Raw genomic sequence first — 25,089 nt, 5'->3', positions numbered from 1 at the left:
TGATCGAACTTCGGGTAACATTCCCTGAAATAACTAACGTATTTTACAAATTACACAAGGACAAGATATGCAACAATCTCGCCGTCAATTTTTAAAAAATATGTCTGTGATGGCGGCAGCCATCGCCACACCGAGTTTTCTCGTACCACGCAATGTCTTTGCCAATGAAAATCTCAGTGAATGGAAAATTTCCGGCTCCCACTGGGGGGCGATGCGTGCCAAAATTGAGAACGGTCGTGTGGCGGAAATCAAGCCGTTTGAGTTTGATAAACACCCAACTGAAATGCTCAACGGCATCAAAGGCTTAATTTATAGCGATGCCCGTATCCGTTATCCGATGGTACGTTTAGATTGGCTTAAAAACCGCCAAAATAGCGACCGTACCCAGCGGGGCGATAACCGTTTTGTACGGGTAACGTGGGACGAAGCCCTAGATCTCTTCTATGAAGAGCTAGAGCGAGTACAGAAAGACTACGGCCCGTGGGCGTTACACACAGCGAACGTGGGCTGGCGTTCAACCGGTCAGTTCCATAGCTGTGGCAATCATATGATCCGTGCCATTTCAATGCACGGTAACAGTGTCGGCACGGCGGGTGACTATTCCACCGGTGCAGGGCAAACCATTCTGCCGTATGTGCTGGGTTCGACCGAAGTCTATTCACAAGGCACCTCGTGGGAAATCATTTTAAAAGAGAGCGAAAACATCATTTTCTGGGCGAGTGATCCGGTGAAAAACCTGCAAGTCGGCTGGAACTGTGAAACCCACGAAGCCTACGCCTACTTAGAAAAATTGAAAGAAAAAGTGGCGGCGAAAGGGGTGAATGTGATCTGTGTGGATCCGGTAAAAAGCAAAACCCAAAATTTCTTGGGCTGTGAACAGCAGTACATCAACCCACAAACCGATGTGCCGTTTATGTTAGCCTTGGCGCACACGCTTTATACGGAAAACTTATACGACAAAAAATTTATTGATATGTACACGGTCGGCTTTGAGAAATTCCTACCGTATCTGTTAGGCGAAACCGAAGATAAAGTCGCTAAAACCGCTGAGTGGGCGGCAGAAATTTGTGGCATTTCCGCCGAGCGTATCCGTGAATTTGCACGAATGTTGGCGGGCAAACGCACGCAACTGGTTTTCGGCTGGGCCATTCAACGTCAGCAACACGGCGAGCAGCCGTACTGGATGGGCGCAGTGTTGGCGTCGATGTTAGGGCAGATCGGCTTAGCGGGTGGCGGCATCAGCTACGCTCACCACTATAGTTCTATCGGCATTCCGGAATCCGGTGCCGCAATGCCAGGGGCTTTCCCGCTCAACATTGACGAAGGACAAACGCCGAAATATGACAATAAGGACTATAAAGGCTACAGTGACACCATTCCGGTGGCACGAATGACCGACAGCCTGCTGCACGCGGGCGAAACCATTGATTACAATGGCAAAAAAGTCACTTATGCCCCGTTTAAAATGGCGATTTTCACTGGCTGTAACCAGTGGCATCGCCACTCTGAGCGCAATAAAATGAAGCAGGCGTTCCAAAAACTGGAAACCATTGTCTCCATTAATTATAGCTGGACGGCAACCTGCCGTTTCTCCGACATTGTGTTGCCTGCCTGCACGCCGTTTGAGCGTAACGACATTGATGCTTACGGCTCCTACAGCAACCGTGGCGTAATTGCAATGCATAAGCTGATTGACCCACTCTATGATTCTCGTTCCGACTTTGAGATTTTCCGTGATCTTTGCCGTCGCTTCGGTAAAGAGAAAGAGTATAGCCGTGGAATGGACGAAATGCAGTGGGTGGAAAAACTCTACAACGATTGCCGCAAAGAGAACAAAGGCAAATTTGAGATGCCGGCATTTGCCGACTTCTGGAAAACCGGCTATGTGCTGTTCCCGGAAGGCAAACCGTGGGTTCGCCACGCTGATTTCCGAGAAGATCCGGAGCTGCACGCACTCGGCACGCCATCGGGCTTTATCGAAATTTACAGCAACAAAATCGCCAGCTTTGGCTATGATGACTGCAAAGGCCACCCAATGTGGTTCGAAAAAGCGGAGCGTTCGCATGGCGGCAAAAATTCCGACAAATTCCCGTTCTGGTTACAATCGGTTCACCCGGATAAACGTTTGCACTCTCAGCTTTGCGAATCGAAAGAACTGCGTGAAACGTACAGCGTAAAAGGGCGTGAGCCGCTTTACCTCAACCCGCAAGATGCTGCCAAGCTCGGCATTCAAGACGGCGACCTCGTCCGCGTATTTAACGACCGTGGGCAAGCGATTGTCGGTGCGGTGCTTTCGGATAATTTCCCAAGCGGCGTGGTACGTTTGCAAGAAGGGGCGTGGTATTCACCGCTTGATGAGAAAATCGGCGCTATCGACACCTACGGCGACCCAAATACCATGACGCTTGATATTGGCTCGTCCAAACTGGCACAGGCAGTTTCTGCCAATACGTGTTTGGTGAATATCGAGAAATTTATTGGCGAAGCACCGGCAGCAAACGGCTTTAACGGCGCGATTGAGGTGACAGTCTAATGGCGCAAACTGAATGGTTAAGCCGTGAAGAGCGGCAATTTAGCTACCGCTGGTTTAACGCAATGCTCGCTCGAGAACTCTCGGACGAGCAGCTCAATGCCCTACAAGCGGGTCAATTTGACGATTTTTTTGCATTTCTCACCGAGCTTGGCTTGCGCGAAGAAGTTGCAAGAGTTCAGGCAGAATTGACCGCTTGTGGGCAGCTGGAATTTCCCCGCTTAGAACTGGCAGCGGATTTTGCCCAGCTCTTTTTGCTAGACGGCACACAGAGTGCTATTCCTTACGCTTCCGCCTATCTAGATGAGAGCGAGCTGACGGCACATTTGGCGGAAATGGATCGGCTACTCGCCCATTTTTCACTGCAAATTAACCGAGAAACGAAAGAACCGAGCGACCATCTCGGCGTGTATTTGAACTTGTTAGATAAGCTGCTGGAACAAGGCAGCGGTGAAGAAGTGCAACGCTTCCTACAAACCCAGCTACCATGGCTGCCAAGGTGGGTGGCAAAAGCGCAACGGGTTTCAACGAAAACCGCGTTTTATCAAAGCTTGCTTCAGCTTTTAGAGAAGTTTGTAACGTATGATTTGAAAAGAGAGATTGAAACTAACTAAAATTATGTGTTTTCGATAATATCGCAAAGTTAAACGCAATATTTTGATTTAGGGCAGAGTAATTATCTCTAAAAAATAGTGGCTAAAGACCGTTTGTTTAATGCAAGCGGTCTTTTTTATTGATAAAAATTAATAACCTTTAGAGTGAAAGTTTGGTAAAAAATCATTAGAATTTAACCGCTTGACGACGGTTTCAATCTCCCCATCTTCGTGCAGGTAGAATTCCCGCCAGCCTTGAGGCAAGGTATCTAATGTAAATTGATCACAATTAGGTTTAAATTGAATACAGGTAGAAGGTGTAGCAAAAATAGGAATATCTTTCCATATAGAATCTACTTGCTGGTGGATATGGCCATGTACAATACCTTTTACTTTTTTAAATTTGGTTAAAATTTCTGCTAACTTATCGGCATTTTTCAAACTGTGCTGATCTAACCACGCAGAATTGGTTGGCAGAATATTGTGATGCTGTGCGATTAAGCTAAAACGTTCAGGGAATTGGTTGAGGGTCTCTTCCAGCCAAACTAACTGTTCTGAGGATAGCTCACCATAAGGTCTGCCAATAACTTGCGTATTCAGCATTAAAATTTGCCAATAATCACCAACCAAAATATGCCGATGTGGTGAGATATGCGGATAAGTTGCTAGAATTTTTCCCATATCAGGTTGTGTATCGTGGTTACCTTCCAGCCAAACAATAGATGTATTTAATTTGGCCGTTATTTTTGCAAAATAATGATAACCGGCAATATGGTGATCTTGAATTAAGTCACCTGTCGCCAGAACAAGATCGAAAGGCTGTGATGTTTCTTCAACCTGAGCATTGATTTGGTTGATAACAGCAGCAAAACTTTCAACTGTTCTAACTTCAAGTAGAGTTTCTTGTGGGGTAGAAAGTAAATGTGGGTCGGTTATTTGTAATAACCTAATTGCCCCCTTTTTATCTAATTTCAGGGATTCATTCATTTATCGATATCCATTCAAATGCTTATAAATTTTAACTTGTAGGATTTTATCAATAACTCAAAATGAAAAATGTGGACTATGCCACATTTTTGGAAAAAAGTAGGATTAATTGAGAAAAAATCTGCACCTTAGTTGCTTGCCTAGCTTTGGGGTGCAGATCATTTACTCATAAAAGATGCTTTTTAATTATTCACTAACTCAACCGCTTCTTTAACTAATTTTCCAATCTCATTCCATTTTTTATTGTTAATTAATGATTTTTCCACAAACCAAGATCCACCACAAGCAACAATATTTGGAATAGCGAGATATTCCTTAATATTACTTGGGCTGATACCTCCTGTTGGCATAATTTGCAGATTACCGTAAGGACCAAGTAAGGCTTTAATCATTTTAACTCCGCCACTTGCTTCTGCAGGAAAAAATTTGACCGCTTGTATACCGAGTTCCAATGCAGCTTCAATCGCCATCGGATTATTTACTCCGGGGGTAACTGGAATACCTAATTCTTGGCAATATTTCACTACATTTGGATTAAAACCCGGCGTGACGATGCAGTCCGCCCCGGCATTTTTAGCGGTGAGGACTTGCTCTTTGGTAAGTACTGTTCCTGCCGTAATCAGAACCTCCGGATAATTTGCTTTTACCAGTTTAATCGCCTGTTCAGCAGCTGCCGATCGGAAAGTAATTTCTACCACAGGCAAGCCGTTTTCCGAAAGGGTTTTTGCAAGTGGCAAAATATCTTCTGCATTGTCGAGAGCGATGACAGGGACAACTTTCAGTTCTCTTAATTTTTCTACAATTTGTTCGGTGGTATAACGCATTTTTACCTCTTTAATGATCTGTCCTATTTGAAATAACGTTTCGCATTACTGTAGCAAATATCTTTGACTATATTACCTAGCAGGTTCAGGTCATTTGGTGCTTCACCACGTTCAGCCCAGCCACCAATCATTTCACACAGAATCCGGCGGAAATATTCATGGCGAGTGTAAGACAAGAAACTACGAGAGTCGGTTAGCATACCGACAAATTGGCTGAGTAAACCTAATTGAGATAATTGTTGTAGTTGGCGTTCCATCCCATCTTTTTGATCATTAAACCACCAACCTGAGCCAAATTGGATTTTGCCGGCAATGCCTCCGGTTTGGAAATTGCCAATCATACTAGCTAACATTTCGTTATCACGGGGGTTTAAGCAATATAGAATCGTTTTAGGTAGTTGATCGGTTTGATCCATAGCGTCTAATAAGCGTGAGAGTGGCTCCGCAAACGTACGGTCGCCAATTGAATCAAAGCCGGAATCCGCCCCCAATAATTTAAACATCCTTGTATTATTATTGCGAATTGCCCCAATGTGCATCTGCATCACCCAATTACGTTTGTGGTATTCCGTACCTAACCAAACAAGTAATGCAGTACTAAATTGGGCAATCTCTTCTTCTACAAGCGGTTGATTTTCTAATCTTTTTTGCAAAATCTTATCAAGGACTTTTTCATCAGGAATTGGTGTAAAACGGACAACTTCAATACCGTGATCGGCAGATTTACAGCCATGTTGATCGAAGTGTTCAAGACGTTTTAATAAAGCTTGCTTTAATTTATCGAAACTGTTGATTTCAACATCTGCTATTTTGCCTAACTTTTCAATATATTCATTGAATAGGGGGTGTTCGATTTTGAATGCTCTGTCAGGTCTCCAACTTGGCACGACTTCCACATCAAAGCTGCTATCTTCCGCAATGGCTTTATGATGTATTAATGAATCAATAGGATCGTCAGTTGTTCCTACTAATTTCACATTCATCTGTTTCATAATGCCACGAGCAGAAAATTCCGGCTGCTGTAGTAATTCATTCCCTTGATGCCAGATTTTTTCTGCAGTATCTGGCCCTAATAAGGTATTAGTAATGCCGAAAGGACGGCGTAATTCTAAGTGTGTCCAATGGTAAATTGGATTGCCAATACATTTGGGTACAGTATTAGCGAAGGCCAGATATTTACTGAAGTTATCCGCATTCCCGGTAATGAGCTGTTCTTCCACACCAGCAGAACGCATCGCTCGCCACTTATAGTGATCGCCTTCCAACCAAATTTCTGTTAAATCATTAAATTGACGATTTTCTGCAATTTCTTTTGGATTTAAATGACAATGGTAGTCAAAAATTGGCTGATCTTTAGCATAATCATGATAGAGTTTTTGGGCTGTTGAGGTTGAGAGTAGAAAATTTTCCGTCATAAAATTCATCATAATTTCATTCACCCCTAATTTGTTTGTTTTTCTAGTGCTGCTGAGTTTTGTTCTACAATTTCTTTAGAAAGCGGATAGGCATATTTAAGCAATAAGAAAATTAATAGACAAGCAAATGCTGGAACCCCAGTTGCAAAGGCATAAATTGATTCTAAGACTTCTTGTGGCTGGGATGGTGCTTTAGCTGTATAGCCAATATAGCTTAATGCGAAGCCCCCTAATCCTCCTGCTAATGCTTGACCAATTTTGCGGGCGAATGAGTAAACAGCGTAAATTGTTCCGTCCTCACGGCGTCCTGTTTTTATGAATTGGTTATCGATAATATCTGTAATAAATGCCCATACGATAATTTGGAAATAGCTTAAACCAAGTGATGCGATTAACACAATAACGATATAGATCCAAACATTAGTAATTTTTACGAAAAATAATACTCCGTAAATGATTGCTGTAATCAGTAATCCAACAGAAGCTGACTCTTTTTTACCGTATTTTTTCACTATATTTTGTGCAAATGGTGCAACTATAAAGGTTGTTACTGCACCTAAAATACCACCGAATGATAAGGCTAATTTGCTATTGAAGTAATCCACATACAAATATGGGTTCATGGTGCCAATTAGTAAGTTTGCGAGTAATAAAATAATCGCTACTAAAATGAAAATTAATAAAGCATTATTAGAAAATAAGCTACTGAAAATAGCTTTTACATCTTTCAAACAGTCTGCTTTATTGTGCTTTTTGTTATAACGACGTCCATCTTTTTCAGGTAATTGCACTCGTTCAATGGAGAATTTCCAACAGATTTGGTAAAGAATAAAGGCACAAATCATAAATACCCCCATAATGTAAGTGAACATTTCAGGGATAATTACTTGTTTTCCATCCACTTCTTTATAAATAATCAATGGAATAACAAAAGAGATAAAGAGCAATGCAATATTCGCTCCAACGGTACGGAAAACGGATAGTCCAGCACGCTCCTCAGGCTTTGTAGTGATGACAGAAGCCATTGAACCATAAGGAATATTAATTGCTGTATAAGCTAAACTTCCCCACACAATATAGGTAATTGTGACATAAACCAGTTTTGCTGTATAAGACCAATCTTTCACTACGTGTAAGAAAAGGAGAAAGCCTGAAATACAGATAAATGGAGCTGCTCGACGAATAATACCTCTGAATCTTCCTTCTTTGAAAGGCTTCATTGTATCTACTAATCGTCCCATACCAATATCGGTAAATGCATCGATAACTCTAGAAACAAGAAAGAGAATACCAACAACATAGCCTTCAATTTGCAATACGTTAGTATAGAAAAGCATTAAAAAGAAAGCTGACATCATAAAACTTAAGTCGTTGGCAATATCACCAGCCATATAGGCAAGTTTATCTTTTATACCAAAAGGTCTTTGTTCTGAACTCATAAAAAAACTCCTTACTAGCTAGAATGATTAGATGCGAGTATCTTTGTAGCCACAATAAGCATCTACAGGGCTAACACCTTTAAATTCGGAATTACCCATTAATTTTTCAACTAATATTTCCATAGTTGGTTCTTTACCATCGTAGGCATTGATGTACGTTTTCACTTGAGGTACATCAACCAAATGGAATGGGCATTGAACCGATACAAAAATGGTTGGAATTTCATGTACATAGAATGGAATGTCAGGTGTTCCTTTTGTTGCTTGCCATACAATGCGTTGAACGGTGCTCATTTGAACATTTGCGACATTGATAATTAAATCATAATGGTCTGTTAAACTCGTAATTGGGCGTTTTTGTGAATATTCGTTACGGATAGTTTTAACTTGATCTTCATCTGACATTTTAAGAATATTCTCCATCGGAGAAATATAAATGGATACATTAAAACCTTTCTTCTCTAATTTTTCTTTTAAAATTTCAGTTGCATTACGTTGGCTACCTGCTACCATTTTTCCGAAACCACCATCTGTGCCTTTCACATTAACAAGTAATACTCTTGGGAAGCGTTCAACACTAATTGGGAAAATATCTTGTTTGTTTTTAACAAGTGTAATTGCTTTATCTGCTACCTCACAGAAAATTGTCTTATTTTCAGATAAACCAATCTTGGCTAATGCTTGTTCTTTTGGTTCAAGTAAAGTTTCTTTTGGACGATTATATAAGCCTAATTTTGCTTTTAAACCTAAAATACGAGTTAGGGCATCGTTTAAACGTTCTTCTGTAATGATTCCGTTTTTATAACCATCCATCATATAGCTAAAATCTTCATCAGGATCATTAAAGAAAAGGAATAAATCACAACCAGCTGCAATTGCAGTTGGTAGCATTTCACTGCGTTTCATTGCTGATGTCATTGCGACCATGTGGCTTGCATCAGTGACTACAACGCCGTTAAAGTCTAGTTTGCCGCGCAATAAATCGGTCAAAATTGGTTTAGATAGGGTTGCGGGTAAGCAATCTTCGTAAGAAAGATTTGGGTTGAAATGTTTCTCATAAGCAGGTAAATGAATATGGCCTGCCATTAATGAAGGTAAACCTGCTTCAATTAAACCTTTATATACTTTACCATAAGTGTTATCCCATTCTTCACAACTAAAGCTATTTACGCTAAAGGAAAGATGTTGATCTCGCTCATCGACACCATCTCCAGGGAAATGTTTAGCAGCCGGAGCAATACCGCTTTCTTGAATACCTTTCATATAAGCCAGTGCCATTTCTAGGACTTTGTCAGGATCTGAGCCAAACACTCGATTAGAAATAATTGGGTTACGCCAGTTATAGCTAATATCTACAATCGGAGCAAAACTCCAGTTACAACCAACTGCAGCAGCTTCAACACCTGCGACACGTCCCATTTCATAAGCATATCTTGCATCGTTAGTTGCTCCAATTTTGACTTGTAAACCTATCTCTGTACCATCGCTACAAGCGCCATTACCTCCTGCTTCTGTATTAGCTGCAATTAAAAGAGGAATTTTACTTTTAGTTTGTAGGATATAGTTTTGGTCATAAATTTCTTCTGCTGGACCAGGGTTATAACGCACTGCACCAATATGATATCGATTTAAAACATCGGTCAGATACTCTTCTGTTCTACTTGAACCCATATTTACAAAAAGTTGCCCAATTTTTTCTTCAAGGCTCATATTTGCAATAGTATTTTTTACCCATTGAATATCCTCATCTTTTAAGTAATAGGGTTTCTTAGTTAAATCAACAGACATAATTTCTCCTATCTATTCTCTAAAATAATAAAAACTGTGTTATCAAGCTGCTAAATTGGTATTAAATTTTTCAATTAATTGTGCTTGGTATGCATCATCAAAATTTTGGTAAACCAATTTCCCTAGCGTTTCTAAGATTAATCGATCCCAAGATTCATCTTCTATACCACATAAAATAGGAAAGAAGTTCACACCAGCTTCATAGGCACTATTTAAATCACCAGGAGAGTCCCCTACCATTAAGATTTGGTTTGGTTGGTAACCATACTGCTTTAATTGATTGAGACAGAATGTTTTTGTACCTTCATCTTGCCCATATACAATATCCACAAAAGGCAGTAAACCATGTCTTGTCCACTCATCTATAATTGCCTCATTGTTGGCTGAGCTAACTACTGCAATATCAGCGAACTCTTTGATGATAGCTAGCGAGCGTTTTACTAGATGGAATGGTTTATCTTGTGAGTGTAAGGTTTTAACACCATCATTTACTTTTTCAGACCATGTTAATGCTAGTTTAAGATCTGGAGAATTGTTTGCTTGCAGCTCTTGGATTAGCGAGCGATTGGAAAGCTCTTGTGTAGTATTTACCCAATTTTTTAATTGTTTAAAATCTTTGTCATAACCATATTCTTCTAATGAGAGAATTAATCCTTTAAAACGATTAATACCACGTGTTTGAGAATAAAGATTAATTCTGTTCCAAATTTCAATGAAGCGAGATTTATCTTCAATACTAAAAACTTCAACAGCATAAGGCCCGAAACAAATTTCATGTTTAATATTCATTGTGTCCATTGCGCAACCATCGGAATCAATGCATACAATAAAATCGTGTTTAGGTGTAAACTCTGTCATTATTTCCTCCTACACACCGCTATAAGCAGAGAATCCACCATCAATCGGTAGCACTACACCGTTTACAAAGCTAGCATAGCTCTCATCCATTAAAAATAAGATACCGCCCATTAATTCTTCTGCTTCTCCAAAACGTCCCATCGGTGTGTTGGTTAAGATTTTGTTTGCACGAGCAGTTGGTGTACCGTCCGAATTAAAAAGCAAAGCACGGTTTTGGTTACTCACTAAGAAACCAGGAGCGATAGCATTACAGCGAATACCAACGTGAGAGAAATAAACGGCTAGCCATTGAGTAAAATTGCTAATTGCTGCTTTGGCTCCTGAGTAGGCCGGAATTTTAGTTAATGGTGTGTAAGCATTCATACTTGAGATATTGATGATGTTTGCTCCTTTCTTACCAATCATATCTTTTGCAAATATTTGGGTTGGAAGCAATGTACCTAAATAGTTCAGATTAAATACAAACTCAATTCCACTTTTATCTAATTCAAAGAAAGACTTCGTGCTATCTGCTAAATTAAATTCGTGGAATTCATTATCCGTTGTAGCCTTAGGGCTATTACCGCCTGCACCATTGATAAGAACATCACAAGTTCCTAAATCAGCTACAATTGCATTACGAGCTTGCTGGATACTTTCTAAATCTAGCACATTTGCTTTATAGGCTTTTGCAATACCACCATTATTAATAATTTCTTGAGCGTACTGTTCAGCTGTCTCAAGATTTATATCCAATAAGGCAACTTTTGCTCCTGTTTTTGCTAACTCTTGTGCAAAGAAGGCACAAAGCACACCTCCTGCCCCTGTGATTACAACGACTTTATCTTTGAAATTATGATTTTTTGAAATGCTCATTGTTATTTCTCCTATATAGGTGACTACTCTAGCTATAAAAACACACATATATTACCACTTAGTTATAATTGGTACACCAATTTTTATCAGAAATGTGATATTTATCACAAAATGATGATTTTTTTGTTTACTGGGTTTGATTTATAAATAAAATGTTTTTATCAAATGGCAATTTCTTGGTGTTTTATCCCATTTATGGTATTTTGGTAAACCAAAAGCTAATTTTAAACATGATAGAGATAAAAATTTATGACACCCGAAGATTTACGCTCTTATAAAAAAATAGGACAAGAGTTAAAAGCAGAATTATTAAGTGGAGCTTATAAGGTAGGCGATAAACTACCTGCCGAGCGGGATCTGGCAAATTATTTTAATGTTAGTCGTACGGTAATTCGTGAAGCTCTTATTATGCTAGAACTTGAAAACCTTGTTGAAGTTCGTAAAGGGTCGGGAGTTTATGTCATTAATTTACCGAAATTAAATACCGAAGATGTTGATAATTTACCCGATGTTGGACCTTTTGAATTGTTGCAAGCAAGGCAACTACTCGAAAGTAGTATTGCAGAGTTTGCAGCTATTCAAGCAACAAGAGCAGATGTTTTACATCTAAAAGAGATTTTAGAGCGTGAGCGGAATACTTTAGAACATGGTGATGAAGATTATGTTGCTGATGAAGACTTTCATAAAGCGATAGCAGAAATTACGCAGAATGAAGTGATTATTCGCATGCAGAAAGATCTTTGGGAATATAGAACTAATAGCCCTATGTGGAAAGGATTACATGCACATATTCCGGATCAAAGTTATCGCCATCAATGGTTGAAAGATCACGAAAATATTATTGCGGCGATACAGAGAAAAGATCCTGTATTAGCCAGAAAAGCAATGTGGCAGCATTTAGAAAATGTAAAACAGAAACTGTTTGAATTATCGGACTTAGATGATCCAAATTTTGATGGTTATTTATTTAATGTTAGCCCGTTAGTTGTCAATTTATAAGTGAAATTAGGAGTTTACTATGGAACAAGCATGGCGTTGGTATGGACCAAACGACCCGGTATCTTTAGATGATATCAGACAAGCAGGTGCAACAGGTATTGTCACTGCATTGCACCATATTCCAAACGGTCAGGTATGGTCGGTTGAGGAAATCAATAAGCGTAAAGCTCAATTAGCAGAAAAAGGACTGGTTTGGTCTGTAGTTGAAAGCGTGCCGGTGCATGAAGAAATTAAAACCCAAACGGGTAACTATCAGCAATGGATTGAAAATTATAAGCAGACTCTACGTAATTTAGCGGAGTGTGGCATTGATACGGTATGTTACAACTTTATGCCTGTATTAGACTGGACTCGCACAGATCTTGATTATGAAATGCCGGATGGCTCCAAAGCATTACGTTTTGACCAAGTTGCTTTTGCTGCTTTTGAGTTATATATCTTAAAACGCCCGGGAGCAGAGGAGACCTATTCATCTAAAGAACAGGCAGAAGCTAAAACTTATTTTGATAAGATGAGCGACGCAGATATTGCAAAATTAACCAAAAATATCATTGCAGGCTTACCGGGGTCTGAAGAAGGTTATACATTAGAAGAATTTCAAGCTCAATTAGACCGATATAAAGGAATCTCAGCCGATAAATTCCGCACTCATCTAGCTTATTTTTTAAATGAAATTGTGCCGGTGGCACAAGAGGTGGGAATTCGTATGGCAATTCACCCTGATGATCCACCTCGGCCGATTTTAGGTTTACCACGCATTGTTTCGACAATTGAAGATATGCAATGGTTTGTCGAAATTCAACCGCTTGCAGCCAATGGCTTTACATTCTGTACAGGCTCTTATGGTGTATTAGCTGAAAACGATCTCGTTAAAATGGCAGAAACATTTGCTGATCGTATCTATTTTGCTCATCTGCGTGCTACTCAGCGTGAAGAAAATCCACAAAGTTTCCACGAGGCAGATCATTTAGCCGGCGATGTAGATATGTTTGCGGTGGTGAAAGCACTTCTAACCGAAGAATATCGCCGTAAAGCAAATGGCGATACACGTTTAATTCCAATGCGTCCTGACCATGGTCATCAAATGCTAGATGATTTGAAGAAAAAGACTAACCCGGGTTATTCAGCAATTGGCCGTTTAAGAGGCTTGGCAGAATTCCGTGGCTTAGAGTTGGCGTTAAAAAGAGTGTATTTTAATGACTAATTAATCAATATGAAGGTATTAGGAATAATTATTCCTAATACCTTTTTCAAATTGAATATGTTTAGAAAATATTTTGGCGAAAGTGTCCTCTTTTTAGTAACTTTTATTGCCGCATCTGGTTGGTTTTTTTCTAAAAATGCGTTAGTAGGTTTACCTCCAATTGGTTTTATGGGTCTGCGTTTTGGAGTGGCTGCTCTGATTCTTTTTCCTTTCGCTTATAAACAGATCAAAGAGATGAATAAAGCTCAAGTGAAATATTCTGTTATAACAGGTTTTACTTACGCTATTTATATTATTTTTTGGATATTAGGACTGGAATTTAGTTCTGTTTTTGGTGAGGGTGCATTTCTAGTCAGCCTTGCTATGTTGATTTCTCCGCTCCTTTCTTGGCTTATCTTTAAACATCAACCTGCAAAAATATTTTGGTTGTCATTGCCTATAGCAATTGCCGGGCTTTATTTTTTGTCTTGGAATGCCGGCAGTTTTCGGTTCTCATTAGGTAGTACTATTTTTCTGCTTTCATCTTTATCGGGTGCATTATATTTTGTATTGAATAATGAATATGCTAAAGAAGTAAAATTATTACCTTTAACTACAATTCAATTAGGTATGGTTGGCAGTATATGTGGTATTTCTTCTCTTTGTATGGAAACTTGGATTTTCCCTATTCCAAATAGTGTGTGGGCATGGTTTGCGGCCAGTGTGTTTATTACAACTCACTTACGTTTTTTAATGCAAACAATCGGACAAAAGCATTGCCATATCGCCACTTCAGCCTTGATTATGTTACTTGAGCCGGTTTGGACATTATTGTTAAGCATAGTGATTTTAGATGAGCAAATCAGTTCTATAAAGTGGCTAGGTTGTGGTTTGATTTTAGCTGCATTGATAATCTACCGTTTACCGACTATTTTGAAAATAAAGTAATCGAATCTTTTGTTATTTGCAAATTATTCACTGTTTTCAACCGCTTGTAGTGCATTCTATTTTAATCGTGACTCATCGTACCATATGTTGAATTAGACATTACTTTTTGTAGGGAAATTTATTTTCCATTATAATGAATGGCTATTATATATAGCAAAAATTTGAAATTTCTTTAACTTTAAGGAGAAAAATATCATGTTTATGAAAAAAATAACATTGGCCAGCTTAATTTTATTTAGTCTAACGGCATGTAGTGGTTCGGGTGGTGGCTCTAATGCAAAATCACCTAACCAGAAAATTACAGAGCAAAAACAAGGGCTAAAAGATAAGGCAGATAAAGCAAAAACTGATGCAGAACGTTTAGCAAAAGAGAAAGCTGAAAAGGCGAAAGCAGAAGCAGAGCGTTTGGCGAAAGAGGCTGAAAAAGCGAAAAAAGAAGCAGAGCGTTTAGCAAAAGAAAAGTCTGAAAAAGCGAAAGCAGAAGCAGAGCGTTTAGCAAAAGAGGCTGAAAAAGCAAAAGCGGAAGAAGCTAAAAAAATTATTGATGCTAAAGGCGTTGATGATAAAAACTATGGACTAAGAAAATTAGAGGACTCGGTTAAACCTAACACTAATAATGGAGAGGTTAGAACCTATGGTTATCTCTATAATCAGCCTTATTCTGTTGTTACTGCTCGGATGACAACCACAGTAGGTGCGAATTTAAATCAACTTGAGCCAACGGTTGAAGTAAGAGGGTTAAAGACAGAACAGTTACCTACTGAAGGTAAAGCTATTTATCAGGGGAAGTCTTTTGATTCTCATGGTGATAAAGGAGTATATGGTGGTAGTTTAACTTATAATGTTGATTTTGCGGGACGTAAAGGTTCAGGTGAAATAGTTAATATATTAGGGGGATCTATTAAGTTAGGCGAGGGTATGATAAATACTAATGGTGCAATTTCTTCTACTGTTACTCATACTGCAGCTCAAAATAATGTTGTTCATAATGGAACCTACGAGGTTCAATTCTTTGGACCTAATGCAGAAGAAATCGGTGGTAAAGTAGAGATTAAAGATGGAGAGAGAACAGATCGCTTTGGTATTAGCGGAACTCGAGGCGAAATTCAAAAATAACACTTAATTTTAAATGCCGTTTAAGCCTAAATTAAACGGCATTTCTTTTTTACACTATGAATAAAAAACTATTTCTATTGTTGCTTTTTTCGCCTTGGGTAAATGCTGAAACTATTGTTGAGTTTCATCAAGATCCAAAAGAGTTTAATTATGATAGACAAGCGGTCAAATTTGAGCAAAAAGTTGCAAAAAACAGCTTAAAATCAACCGCTTACTTGTCTGAGAATAAGACGACTGAAAGTATAGAACAACAAATTAACCAAGCGATTTTAACGCAAGATTGGATAAGGTTAGAAAAATTACTGACAGATTATTCAACGCAAAAACAATTTGATCCATTACTGCTGGATTATGCATCGGCTGCCCTAGCCTATGCAAAAAAGGATCATCGTTCTGCTATTTTTTACTATCGGCAGCTGCTGAAAAAACAGCCGGAGTTAATCTATCCCCGTTTTGATTTAGCTTTAATTTTAAAAGAAGATTACCGCTATAGAGAGGCAGAGAAGGAATTTGAACAGCTTAAAACGACTGCTCCACATAATTTACAAACCACAGTGAATTCGTTGCTAACCCAAATTCATGAAGAAGAGAGCTGGCAGCCGGATTTCTACTTGCAATATATCCAAACCAATAATGTGAATAATGCAGCCTCATCCCCTATTGTGAATGTAAACGGGCGAATTTTCCGTAAAAGTGAGGATAGTCTACCTCAATCGGCAAAAGGGATAAAATATGGTGTTGGGTTAAGCAAAGTGCGAAATGTAGGTGGCAACCACTTTTTAGGAACAGAGCTTGCTTATAATGGTGTCTATTATTGGAATAATCAGGATTATAGTGAGCAGTCGGTTTCTATAAAGCCAAGCTATAGTTACAGAACGGCACATTATCGTATTGGGTTTTCACCGTTTATAGAACAGAATTGGCTGGGAAGCTCACGTTATAACTACCAGTTTGGCGGAAGAATAAATGCGCTTAAACGTTTTGAACAAAGCTTAGTTTCAGTCTCATTCAGCCATTTGCAAAAACGCTATTTTGCCCCTAAAACGGCAGAGCGCCATAATAGTTACCAGAACCAAGTAATTGTTGGAACCCAATGGCAAGCGGTTAAAAATTGGCGATTTTTTGCAAATCTGATTGCCAGTCGTGAAATTGCACGAGAAAAAGCACAATCTTCAAATAAGTGGTTGGCAAATGTAGGCGTGATTTACCAAACTCCAAGTTGGGCAACCTCAGCCAGTTTAGGCTATGGAAAACGTTATTTTGCGGATAAACATTATTTATTCGGCTATAAACGGCAAGATAAGGAATATCAAGCCAATATTGCGGTGTGGAATAAAAATTGGCATTGGCAAGGCATTGTGCCGAAACTGAATTTTCGCTACCAAAGAATAGACAGCAACATTGCTGATTTTTACTCTCGTAGCAATAAAGAACTCTTTTTTACAGTCGAAAAATTATTTTAGCCATATTCCCCTATTTTAAGGGGAATATTTATTTAGGCTTTAAACTTAGCGTAATTGAGTTCTAACCATTGTAAACCAATCACCGCAATCACATTATCGATAGTACCATCTTCTACCCATCGGTAGGCTTGCTCGCGGCTAACAACATGCACGAGAATATCTTCGTTTTCTTCTGCTAATAAGCCATGTACTTCGCCGGATTTTACTTGAGTACTATCGATCAAGCCAAGAAATAAGTGCAGTCGCTCCAGTTGCCCGCCGGGGCTATCCCAAACGCTTAGGGCATGTTGAACTTCGCTGACTTTTAAACCTGCTTCTTCTTGTGCTTCGCGAATTGCCACCTCTGCAGGTGCTTCATTGCCTTTATCCACCATTCCTGCAACTAATTCGAGTAACCAAGGCGATTTTTTCTGCATTGGGTCATAGGCACCGATTCTGACTTGTTCAATGAGTACCACATTGTCTAATTTGGGGTCATAGGCGATGAGTGCTGCTGCTTCGCCTTTAATGAGCAGTTCACGTACTACCTCACCACTCATTTCGCCTGAAAATAATTTATGGCGAAAAGTGATTTTTTGCAGCTCAAAATGGCCTTTGTAAACGGTTTCTTGTTTTATAATTTGTAAGTCATTATATTGATATTGAGGTGTTTTTTTGCTCATTTTATCTCCTTAACTTTTTTGTAAACGGTCGGTATGCACCACGAAAAGTGCGATGATCATCACTAAAATAGAGAGTGCGAAAAGTAGAGTATGCACTGCGTTTGAGTGATCAACAATAATCAAGCGAACCATTGCGGTAATGCCGATATACAGAAAGTATCGCAGCGGGAAATGGTAGTTAGATTTAAAATATTTCACAATTAATGCCAAAAACTCAAAATAGAGGAAGAAAATAACAATTTTTTCCACAATTTGGAATTTTTCGCTGTGGCTGAATGAGAGCTCATAAAGTGAGTATGCTTCAGCGAAGAGAGAATAAGAGAGTAGCGCTCCAGTAGCAAGTAAAGAGATATTGAGTACCCATTGGAAAATTTCAGAGGCGATTTTTCCAAAACTTGAGTGGCGTTCTTCTAAAGATTTAGGCATTGGTTGTCCTTAAATTAACATCATAAATAATTGATTGGCAATGAATTGGTTGAAGTTTTCCTGCTTGCCACCGCCATAATTGTGGTTCAGATAATAGCATATTTTGTGGTTGCTGATAGAAGTAGCTTAAATAGAACGGTAGCTTGCTAATAAAATGCAGTTTCCCGCTCGGGCAATGAGCGGAAAAAATCTGTTTTGTCAGCGGTAAGTGGGTTACTTCCGATAATTTTACAATGCCTACGCCTTGCGATTTTAAAATTGCCTCTCGTAAGCACCAGCTCAAATAAAAGCGTTCGGCAAGATTGTTCAGTAACGGGCAATTTTCAGCTAGTAAAACTTGTTGTTCTTCAATATTGGCATAATGACGAATTAAATCACGATAACGTCTGATTCTTTGGGGATGTTCAATGTCAACGCCAACTGCTAATTTTGTAAAAGAATAGCAAAAAATGACCGCTATCCAATCGCCTGAATGGCTGATATTAAAATCAATATGGTCTGAATAGACGAAAGGCCGCCCGCTTTCTGTGCGTGCTATATTTTGTAATAGGGTTAAATCCAGTCCATATTTTTTGAATAATTCCGTTAACAGAAAATGTGCTGCACGTTGACCTTGCCATTTTTTGCACAGTCGACTATTTAAATTATCCGGCATGGCAGGGTAGCTAAAATCGTTTGGCAGTTGTTCTTCTCGATGAATAAAGGCAATCTCAATCGTGGCTGCTTGATTTGTAAAATTTTCCATAAAAATAACCGCTTGTAATTAACGCTTGAATGCTAATAGCAGTACGCCTGATGCAACCAAACCGATCCCCAACCAATCTTGTCCGCTTGGCCGTTCGCCTAAAAATATGACCGCAAAAAGTGTGACCAGCACGAGACTGAGTTTATCAATCGGAGCAACTTGTGAGACATTACCCATTTGTAGGGCTTTAAAATAAGCCAGCCACGATATACCGGTAGCTAGGCCGGATAAAATTAAAAACAGCCAATTTTGGGCGGTTAAATCGGTTAATGGTTGCCATTTTCCGCTGTAAGTTAAGAAAGCTATTAATGTCAGTATAATGACAATAGTGCGAATAAAGGTGGCAAAATCAGAATCAACTCCTTGTAAGCCGATTTTTGCAAATATAGCGGTTAGTGCAGCAAAAAGGGCAGAGGCAAGTGCCCAATAAAGCCATTCATGTGACATAACAAATCCTTAACAATTTTGTGTTATTTTTATTCATATGGAGTAATAAAACGTGACTTATCTCTAGTTTATCAAATTTTCTGTTTAATCTTTGTAAAATCTTTGGTAAAAGATAAAGGGTAATTTATGGGTACTAAAATTTAGGTACATTATATGTAATTTTTATATTGGAGAAATAAATGGTAAAAATAAAGGAGTTTTTTAAATCCGAAGCAGCGGGAGGGATTCTACTCCTGATTTTTGCATTTGCTGCAATTGTGTGTGCAAATACATCATTAAGTGATTTCTACTTTGAATTTTTACAAACTACAGTAAGCTTGCAGTTCGGTGAATTCGCTTTAAATAAGCCTTTGTTATTATGGATAAATGATGGCTTGATGGCGGTATTTTTCGCTTTGGTTGGGCTGGAAGTTAAAAAAGAGTTATTTGAAGGATCTCTGTCAAGCTATAAGAAAGCCATTTTTCCGGCGATCGCCGCAGTAGGTGGTATGATTATTCCGGCACTTGTTTATTGGGCGATTAACAAAAATCATCCGGCATATCACGAAGGTTGGGCCATCCCTATGGCAACAGATATTGCTTTTGCGGTGGGTATTGTGGCTTTACTCGGATCAAGAGTGCCATTAGCTCTAAAAGCATTTTTATTGGCTTTGGCAATTATTGATGATTTAGGGGCAATTATTGTTATTGCTATCTTTTATTCTCAAGAAATTAGTGTTCAAGCCCTAACTATTGCCGCTATTGCGATTGTTGGATTAGTATTGCTCAATCGTTTTAAAGTCACCTCGCTATGTGCTTATTTAGTAGTTGGATTGATTCTTTGGACATCCGTATTGAAATCAGGGGTTCATGCTACTTTAGCCGGTGTGATTATCGGATTTTGTGTGCCGCTTAAAGGTAAAAACGGTGAGCAACCAGCAGAGGAATTAGAGCATATTCTTGCCCCTTGGTGCTCATATATGATTTTACCGATATTTGCGTTTGCCAATGCAGGAGTGTCATTATTAGAAATGGGTATGGAGCAATTATCATCACCATTACCTTTAGGCATTGCTTTAGGTTTAATTGTCGGCAAAACCGTAGGCGTGTTTGGCTTTAGTTATTTAGCTGTAGCATTACGTATTGCAAGCTTACCTCAAGGGGTCAATTTTAAACAAATTTTTGCAATTGCGGTGCTATGTGGTATCGGTTTTACGATGTCGATGTTCCTGGCAAGCTTAGCCTTTGATGTTAGCGCAACAGGTGAAAGAATCACAGCATTAGCTCGTTTAGGTATCTTACTAGGCTCTGCGGTTTCGGCTGTTTTAGGCTACATCTTACTTAGAATGGTAACAAACAAAAATTATGTTGAAGAACGTTTATAAATGAAAAGCAAGCGGTTAAATTAACTAAAATTTTTGCAAAAAATAGGCATAGTGGCGTAAAGCGACTATGCCTATTTTTATTATGCTTTTCTACCGAATCGGTTTCCGATAAGAAATGCAATTAAGCCAATAATCAGAGAAGGCACAATTGCATGGAAGCTAAAAATAGAAATTTTAAAGCTTGTCATGACAACATAGCTGCTTAATCCTGCTAACATTGAGCAAATTGCTCCTGTTGCATTGGCTTTTTCCCAATAAAGCCCTAATACGATAACCCAGAGGAAGGTAGCTTCTAAGCCGCCGAGCGATAGCAAATTCAGCCAAATCAACATATCGGGTGGATTTAGGGCGGCAAACACTAAAAAGAATGTGAATGCTAATGTGGTAATGGTTGAAAATAATTTAATTTTTCGCTCGTTATTAATCGAATTTGGTTTGATTGCCAAATAGAGGTCTTTGATTAAGGTTGATGATGCTTGAATTAACATCGAATCAATTGAAGACATAATTGCTGCCATTGGTGCAGCTAAGAAAATGCCGGCAACTACTGGTGGAAGCACCTGAACCATTAATGTTGGGATTACTTGATCCGGCACTTTAAGATCAGGGACGACAGCTCTACCTAACACGCCTGAAAGATGCATACCAAACATTAAAATCGCAATCACAATAGTACCGATAATCATCGCTTTATGCAGTGCTTGGCTATCTTTATACGCCATACTTCTTACCGCAATATGCGGTAAGCCGATTAAACCAAAACAAACCAGCACCCAAAATGAGGTCATAAAGGTAAAATCAAGTGGGCGTTCATCAATGCCATAAGGCGCAGTCAATTGTGGGTTAATTGCTTCAAGTGTGTTAATTGCATTTTCTACTCCACCTGCCGTATAAATTACGCCTACAAGTAAAATAGTTGTTCCTGCTATCATCACTAAGCCTTGAATAGTGTCTGTTAAAACAACTGCCCTAAAACCACCGATAAAAGTATAAAGCCCTACAGTGACAGCAAAAATCATCACAGCGGTTTTATAAGGAATGCCAAGCGTCGTTTCAAGTAATCGACCAGCTCCGATAAATTGTACGGTCATCATTGCAAAGAAGGAGAGTAGTAGGGCAAAGCCTGCAATCCATACGACAAAACTATTTTGGTAGCGTGCAAGCAGCATATCATTGATGGTGACACTATTATGCTTGCGGGCAAGTAAAGCAAATTTTTTACCTAATGCACCTAGCGAAAGTAACACTGCGGGTACTTGAATCATCGCCAATAATACCCAGCCTAAGCCATACTTATAAGCCGCTCCCGGGCCTCCGATAAATGAACTTGCTCCAACATAAGTAGCTGCGGTTGTCATTGCCAACACAAAGCCGGACATTGAACGACCGCCGATGTAATATTCGGAAATAAAACTACCACCTTGACGTTTACGGTAGGCATAGAAAGCCACGCCGAAGACAAAGAGTAAGTAGGCTATCAAAGGAAGAATCATTTCATTATTCATCATTTACCTCCAGATCGATATTTTTATAGACTTTTTTAACTACGACAGCAGCAATGAAGGTAAAAATAATTGGTAAAAAAATGCAAGAAAGTTCAAACCAAATCGGAAAGCCGAAAATTCCTCTGCCTTGTGGTGAAAAATAAGCAAATCCTACCCAACCAAACAGATAGACCAGCGTTAGTAATACTGCCCAGCGAGCCTCTGTTGTTAATTGTTTATTCATGAACTCTCCTTAAAAATAGCCTTGTCAATGTGAGGTGTTCTTAGTATTGCCATTCGTCAGGGTTAATTCCTAACTCTCGCATTTTTTGTTTTGCTTCTTCCGGGATCTCATCGGTTCTATCTTTCATTAAATCTTCATCATTTGGTAAAGGCTGCCCGGTGAAGGCGTGTAAGAAGGCTTCGCACAATAATTCGCTATTAGTTGCATGGCGAAGATTTTTAATTTGTCGGCGGGTTCTTTCATTGGTTAAAATTTCTAACACTTTGATCGGAATTGACACCGTGACTTTTTTCACTTGTTCGCTTTTTTTGCCGTGCTCGGCATAAGGGCTAATATATTCGCCGTTCCAGTCTGCCATTTGTGATTACTCCTAAAATTTTGCTGGTATTGTAATCAAAAGCGAAGCATATCTCAATCTGGACGTCTAGATTTCTAAAGGGAAATCTGCTTTTTATTTTGTATTTTCTAGCAACTTCGCTACAATGACAGAAATTAATCTCCAAAAGGCAAATTTTATGAAATTAGCATCAATCAAGCAGATTTTTGTACTGCTTAACGTTGCGGTGTTAACCGCTTGCTCTTCAAGTATTAACCCGGAAACCGGTGTGCGGGAGGATCCTCTTGAAGGTTTTAACCGTGCTATGTGGAAAGTCAATTACGAATATTTTGACCCTTATATTTTAAAGCCGGTGGCAAAAGGTTGGAAAGATTATGTACCAAGCCCGATTAAAACAGGTTTAACCAACGTAGCTAATAACCTTGATGAGCCGGTGAGCTTCGTGAACCGCTTAATTGAAGGGGAAGGAAAGAAAGCAATGGTTCACTTTAACCGTTTTTGGATCAATACAGTCTTTGGTTTAGGCGGTTTAATTGACTGGGCAAGTGAAGATGAAGGCTTACGCTTAAGTAACGGACAACGTGCTTTGGGTGAAAGTTTGGGGGCAAACGGTGTTTCTTCCGGATCTTATATTATGGTGCCGGCTTATGGGGCAACTACGCCTCGCCAAGCGATTGGTAGTGCGGTAGAAACCGGCTATTCGGTACTCACCTATGTAGGCGCGCCTTGGTCAATTGCAAAATTTGTGGTGCAAGGTGTTGATACACGTTCTAAATTACTAGAGCAAGATGCTTTATTGCAACAAGCACAGGATCCTTATGTGACTTTCCGTGAAGCCTATTTTCAAAACTTGGAATTTAAGGTAAAAGACGGCAATGTTGAACAAAACCAGCAAGAGCAACTTTCAGAAGAAGAACTGAAAAATATTGATTAATTCTAACAAGCGGTCATATTTTACAAAAAAATTGCAAAGTACGACCGCTTGTTCCTATTTGAAATCAGGAAAAATGAAAAAACACATTCATATTTTAGGTATCTGCGGTACTTTTATGGGCGGGATTGCAATGATCGCCCGCGAATTAGGCTACAAAGTGACAGGCTCGGACACTAATATTTACCCGCCGATGAGCACTTTTTTGGAATCTCACGGTATTGAAATTATCCCGAATTACGATGTTGCTCAATTGCAACCGGCACCGGATTTAGTCGTAATCGGCAATGCGATGAGTCGTGGTAACACTTGCGTTGAATATGTATTGGATAACCAACTGAATTACACTTCCGGCCCACAATGGCTACACGATCATCTGCTTAAAGATCGCTGGGTGTTGGCGGTTTCCGGCACGCACGGCAAAACCACAACCACAGGAATGTTAGCGTGGATTCTAGATCAAAACGGTATTGATACCGGCTTTTTAATTGGTGGCGTGGCAGGCAATTTCGGTATTTCCGCACGTGCCGGCAATAGCAAATTCTTTGTGATTGAGGCAGATGAATACGATTCTGCTTTTTTTGACAAACGCTCTAAATTCGTGCATTACACGCCAAAAACCTTAATTATCAATAATATGGAATTTGACCACGCGGATATTTTTGATGATTTAAAAGCGATTCAACGTCAGTTCCACCATTTAGTTCGTACTATGCCCAAAAGTGGCTGCATTTTATCCGCAATCGCTGATGAGAATGTACAAAATACCCTAAAAATGGGCAGCTACAGCCAATTGCAATTTATCGGTGAGGATAATGAATGGTTTGCAAAACCTTTGAACGCAGATTGTTCAAAATTTGAAGTCTTTCACTTAGGTGAAAAAAAAGGTGAAGTACATTGGTCGGTTATCGGAAAACATAATATGCACAATGCACTGATGGCGATTGCCTCTGCCCACCATGCTGGCGTTGAGGTAAAAAGTGCTTGCCAAGCATTAGGAACCTTTATTAATGCCAACCGTCGTTTAGAAGTGAAAGGCGAAGTGAACGGCATTACTGTTTATGATGATTTCGCCCATCATCCAACCGCAATTGAAGCAACTATTGATGCCTTGCGTGGTAAAGTAGGAAAAAAACAACGCATTTTAGCGGTGTTAGAACCTCGATCAAATACGATGAAAATGGGCGTTCACAAAGACGAGATTGCACCAAGCTTGCACGATGCTGAAGCAGTCTTTGTTTACCAACCTGATATTATTGCTTGGAGTGTAAGTGAGATAACCAATGCATTATCTCAACCTGCTTACTGGTCTGAAAATATTGATGATTTAGTTGCATTAATTGTCAAAGAAGCCAAACCAACCGATCATATTTTAGTGATGAGTAATGGGGCTTTTGGGGGCATTCATAATAAGCTTCTAACCAAGTTAGTCGATAAATAGAGCATGCAAG

General features: G+C 39.3%; 24 protein-coding genes. 10 read left to right on the top strand and 14 right to left on the bottom strand.

Annotated features, from left to right (window positions below):
• Positions 1-67 precede the first annotated feature (67 nt).
• Positions 68-2,533 carry a trimethylamine-N-oxide reductase TorA gene (torA, locus tag A6B41_RS09600; protein ID WP_027073692.1) on the top strand — a complete coding sequence of 822 codons (2,466 nt, stop codon included), beginning with the start codon at positions 68-70 and terminating at the stop codon, positions 2,531-2,533.
• Entirely contained in the window at positions 2,533-3,144 is a 612-nt protein-coding gene (gene torD / locus A6B41_RS09595; protein WP_027073693.1) for a molecular chaperone TorD, read from the top strand. The genes torA and torD overlap by 1 nt, the downstream gene beginning before the upstream one ends.
• 129 nt (positions 3,145-3,273) lie before the next feature.
• On the opposite strand, the gene cpdA is transcribed toward torD, so the two are convergent.
• From cpdA to A6B41_RS09560, 7 genes are all read right to left on the bottom strand, one after another.
• Complete coding sequence (gene cpdA, locus A6B41_RS09590; RefSeq protein WP_027073694.1) at positions 3,274-4,110, bottom strand: 3',5'-cyclic-AMP phosphodiesterase; 837 nt, start codon at positions 4,108-4,110, stop codon at positions 3,274-3,276.
• A 182-nt stretch (positions 4,111-4,292) separates the two neighbouring features.
• Entirely contained in the window at positions 4,293-4,934 is a 642-nt protein-coding gene (locus A6B41_RS09585; RefSeq protein WP_027073695.1) for a bifunctional 4-hydroxy-2-oxoglutarate aldolase/2-dehydro-3-deoxy-phosphogluconate aldolase, read from the bottom strand.
• Positions 4,935-4,957: 23 nt separating this feature from the next.
• Positions 4,958-6,361 carry a glucuronate isomerase gene (gene uxaC, locus A6B41_RS09580; protein ID WP_027073696.1) on the bottom strand — a complete coding sequence of 468 codons (1,404 nt, stop codon included), beginning with the start codon at positions 6,359-6,361 and terminating at the stop codon, positions 4,958-4,960.
• Between the two features lie 14 nt (positions 6,362-6,375).
• Positions 6,376-7,788, bottom strand: a complete 1,413-nt coding sequence (locus A6B41_RS09575) for an MFS transporter (RefSeq protein WP_027073697.1) — start codon at positions 7,786-7,788, stop codon at positions 6,376-6,378.
• 27 nt (positions 7,789-7,815) lie between these two features.
• A complete protein-coding gene (locus A6B41_RS09570; protein ID WP_027073698.1) occupies positions 7,816-9,576 on the bottom strand; it encodes a glycoside hydrolase family 3 protein in 1,761 nt (586 codons plus the stop codon).
• Positions 9,577-9,618: 42 nt separating this feature from the next.
• Positions 9,619-10,434: an HAD family hydrolase gene (locus A6B41_RS09565; RefSeq protein ID WP_027073699.1), complete on the bottom strand. Its 816-nt coding sequence runs from the start codon at positions 10,432-10,434 to the stop codon at positions 9,619-9,621.
• A 9-nt stretch (positions 10,435-10,443) separates the two neighbouring features.
• Complete coding sequence (locus A6B41_RS09560; protein WP_027073700.1) at positions 10,444-11,289, bottom strand: SDR family oxidoreductase; 846 nt, start codon at positions 11,287-11,289, stop codon at positions 10,444-10,446.
• 249 nt (positions 11,290-11,538) lie between these two features.
• On the opposite strand from A6B41_RS09560, the gene A6B41_RS09555 reads away from it, so the two are divergent.
• The 5 genes from A6B41_RS09555 to A6B41_RS09535 all read left to right on the top strand — a co-directional run bounded on the left by A6B41_RS09555 (position 11,539) and on the right by A6B41_RS09535 (position 16,998).
• A complete protein-coding gene (locus A6B41_RS09555; protein WP_027073701.1) occupies positions 11,539-12,288 on the top strand; it encodes an FCD domain-containing protein in 750 nt (249 codons plus the stop codon).
• 19 nt (positions 12,289-12,307) lie between these two features.
• Entirely contained in the window at positions 12,308-13,492 is a 1,185-nt protein-coding gene (gene uxuA / locus A6B41_RS09550) for a mannonate dehydratase (protein WP_027073702.1), read from the top strand.
• Positions 13,493-13,549: 57 nt separating this feature from the next.
• The gene (locus A6B41_RS09545; protein WP_027073703.1) at positions 13,550-14,419 is read left to right on the top strand and encodes a DMT family transporter; all 870 of its coding nucleotides are present in this window, start codon (positions 13,550-13,552) and stop codon (positions 14,417-14,419) included.
• 195 nt (positions 14,420-14,614) lie between these two features.
• A complete protein-coding gene (locus A6B41_RS09540) occupies positions 14,615-15,535 on the top strand; it encodes a factor H binding protein domain-containing protein (RefSeq protein WP_027073704.1) in 921 nt (306 codons plus the stop codon).
• 56 nt (positions 15,536-15,591) lie between these two features.
• On the top strand, positions 15,592-16,998 hold the full coding sequence (locus A6B41_RS09535) for a surface lipoprotein assembly modifier (RefSeq protein ID WP_027073705.1): 1,407 nt from the start codon (positions 15,592-15,594) through the stop codon (positions 16,996-16,998).
• A gap of 32 nt (positions 16,999-17,030) precedes the next feature.
• On the opposite strand, the gene nudF is transcribed toward A6B41_RS09535, so the two are convergent.
• From nudF to A6B41_RS09515, 4 genes are read right to left on the bottom strand one after another with little or no spacing between them, the layout of a single operon-like run.
• A complete protein-coding gene (gene nudF, locus A6B41_RS09530) occupies positions 17,031-17,660 on the bottom strand; it encodes an ADP-ribose diphosphatase (protein ID WP_027073706.1) in 630 nt (209 codons plus the stop codon).
• 9 nt (positions 17,661-17,669) lie between these two features.
• Positions 17,670-18,086 (bottom strand): phosphate-starvation-inducible protein PsiE, encoded by a 417-nt coding sequence (psiE, locus tag A6B41_RS09525; protein ID WP_027073707.1) that lies wholly within the window; start codon positions 18,084-18,086, stop codon positions 17,670-17,672.
• On the bottom strand, positions 18,079-18,831 hold the full coding sequence (locus A6B41_RS09520) for a 4'-phosphopantetheinyl transferase family protein (RefSeq protein WP_027073708.1): 753 nt from the start codon (positions 18,829-18,831) through the stop codon (positions 18,079-18,081). Before A6B41_RS09520 ends, psiE begins: the two co-directional genes overlap by 8 nt.
• Before the next feature lie 18 nt (positions 18,832-18,849).
• Positions 18,850-19,278 carry an EamA family transporter gene (locus A6B41_RS09515; protein WP_027073709.1) on the bottom strand — a complete coding sequence of 143 codons (429 nt, stop codon included), beginning with the start codon at positions 19,276-19,278 and terminating at the stop codon, positions 18,850-18,852.
• Between the two features lie 179 nt (positions 19,279-19,457).
• On the opposite strand from A6B41_RS09515, the gene nhaA reads away from it, so the two are divergent.
• Positions 19,458-20,642: a Na+/H+ antiporter NhaA gene (nhaA, locus tag A6B41_RS09510; protein ID WP_027073710.1), complete on the top strand. Its 1,185-nt coding sequence runs from the start codon at positions 19,458-19,460 to the stop codon at positions 20,640-20,642.
• 80 nt (positions 20,643-20,722) lie between these two features.
• Here the strand turns inward: nhaA and panF are convergent, their stop codons facing one another.
• Genes panF through metJ form a run of 3 tightly spaced genes read right to left on the bottom strand, consistent with a single transcriptional unit; the run spans position 20,723 to position 22,728 of the window.
• The gene (gene panF / locus A6B41_RS09505; RefSeq protein WP_027073711.1) at positions 20,723-22,147 is read right to left on the bottom strand and encodes a sodium/pantothenate symporter; all 1,425 of its coding nucleotides are present in this window, start codon (positions 22,145-22,147) and stop codon (positions 20,723-20,725) included.
• Positions 22,140-22,370 carry a YhdT family protein gene (locus tag A6B41_RS09500; RefSeq protein WP_027073712.1) on the bottom strand — a complete coding sequence of 77 codons (231 nt, stop codon included), beginning with the start codon at positions 22,368-22,370 and terminating at the stop codon, positions 22,140-22,142. Before A6B41_RS09500 ends, panF begins: the two co-directional genes overlap by 8 nt.
• Before the next feature lie 40 nt (positions 22,371-22,410).
• Positions 22,411-22,728, bottom strand: a complete 318-nt coding sequence (gene metJ / locus A6B41_RS09495; RefSeq protein ID WP_025248288.1) for a met regulon transcriptional regulator MetJ — start codon at positions 22,726-22,728, stop codon at positions 22,411-22,413.
• Between the two features lie 157 nt (positions 22,729-22,885).
• Here metJ and A6B41_RS09490 point away from each other — a divergent pair, with 157 nt between their 5' ends.
• Both A6B41_RS09490 and mpl read left to right on the top strand, forming a co-directional pair.
• Positions 22,886-23,641 (top strand): MlaA family lipoprotein, encoded by a 756-nt coding sequence (locus A6B41_RS09490; RefSeq protein ID WP_027073713.1) that lies wholly within the window; start codon positions 22,886-22,888, stop codon positions 23,639-23,641.
• Positions 23,642-23,714: 73 nt separating this feature from the next.
• The gene (mpl, locus tag A6B41_RS09485) at positions 23,715-25,079 is read left to right on the top strand and encodes a UDP-N-acetylmuramate:L-alanyl-gamma-D-glutamyl-meso-diaminopimelate ligase (protein WP_032847208.1); all 1,365 of its coding nucleotides are present in this window, start codon (positions 23,715-23,717) and stop codon (positions 25,077-25,079) included.
• Positions 25,080-25,089: the final 10 nt, after the last annotated feature.

This window comes from Mannheimia granulomatis (assembly GCF_013377255.1).
GTDB classification, from domain to species: Bacteria; Pseudomonadota; Gammaproteobacteria; order Enterobacterales; family Pasteurellaceae; genus Mannheimia; species Mannheimia granulomatis.
Note: the sequence above shows the minus strand (reverse complement) of the source record. Positions and strands in the feature narration are given on the sequence as shown.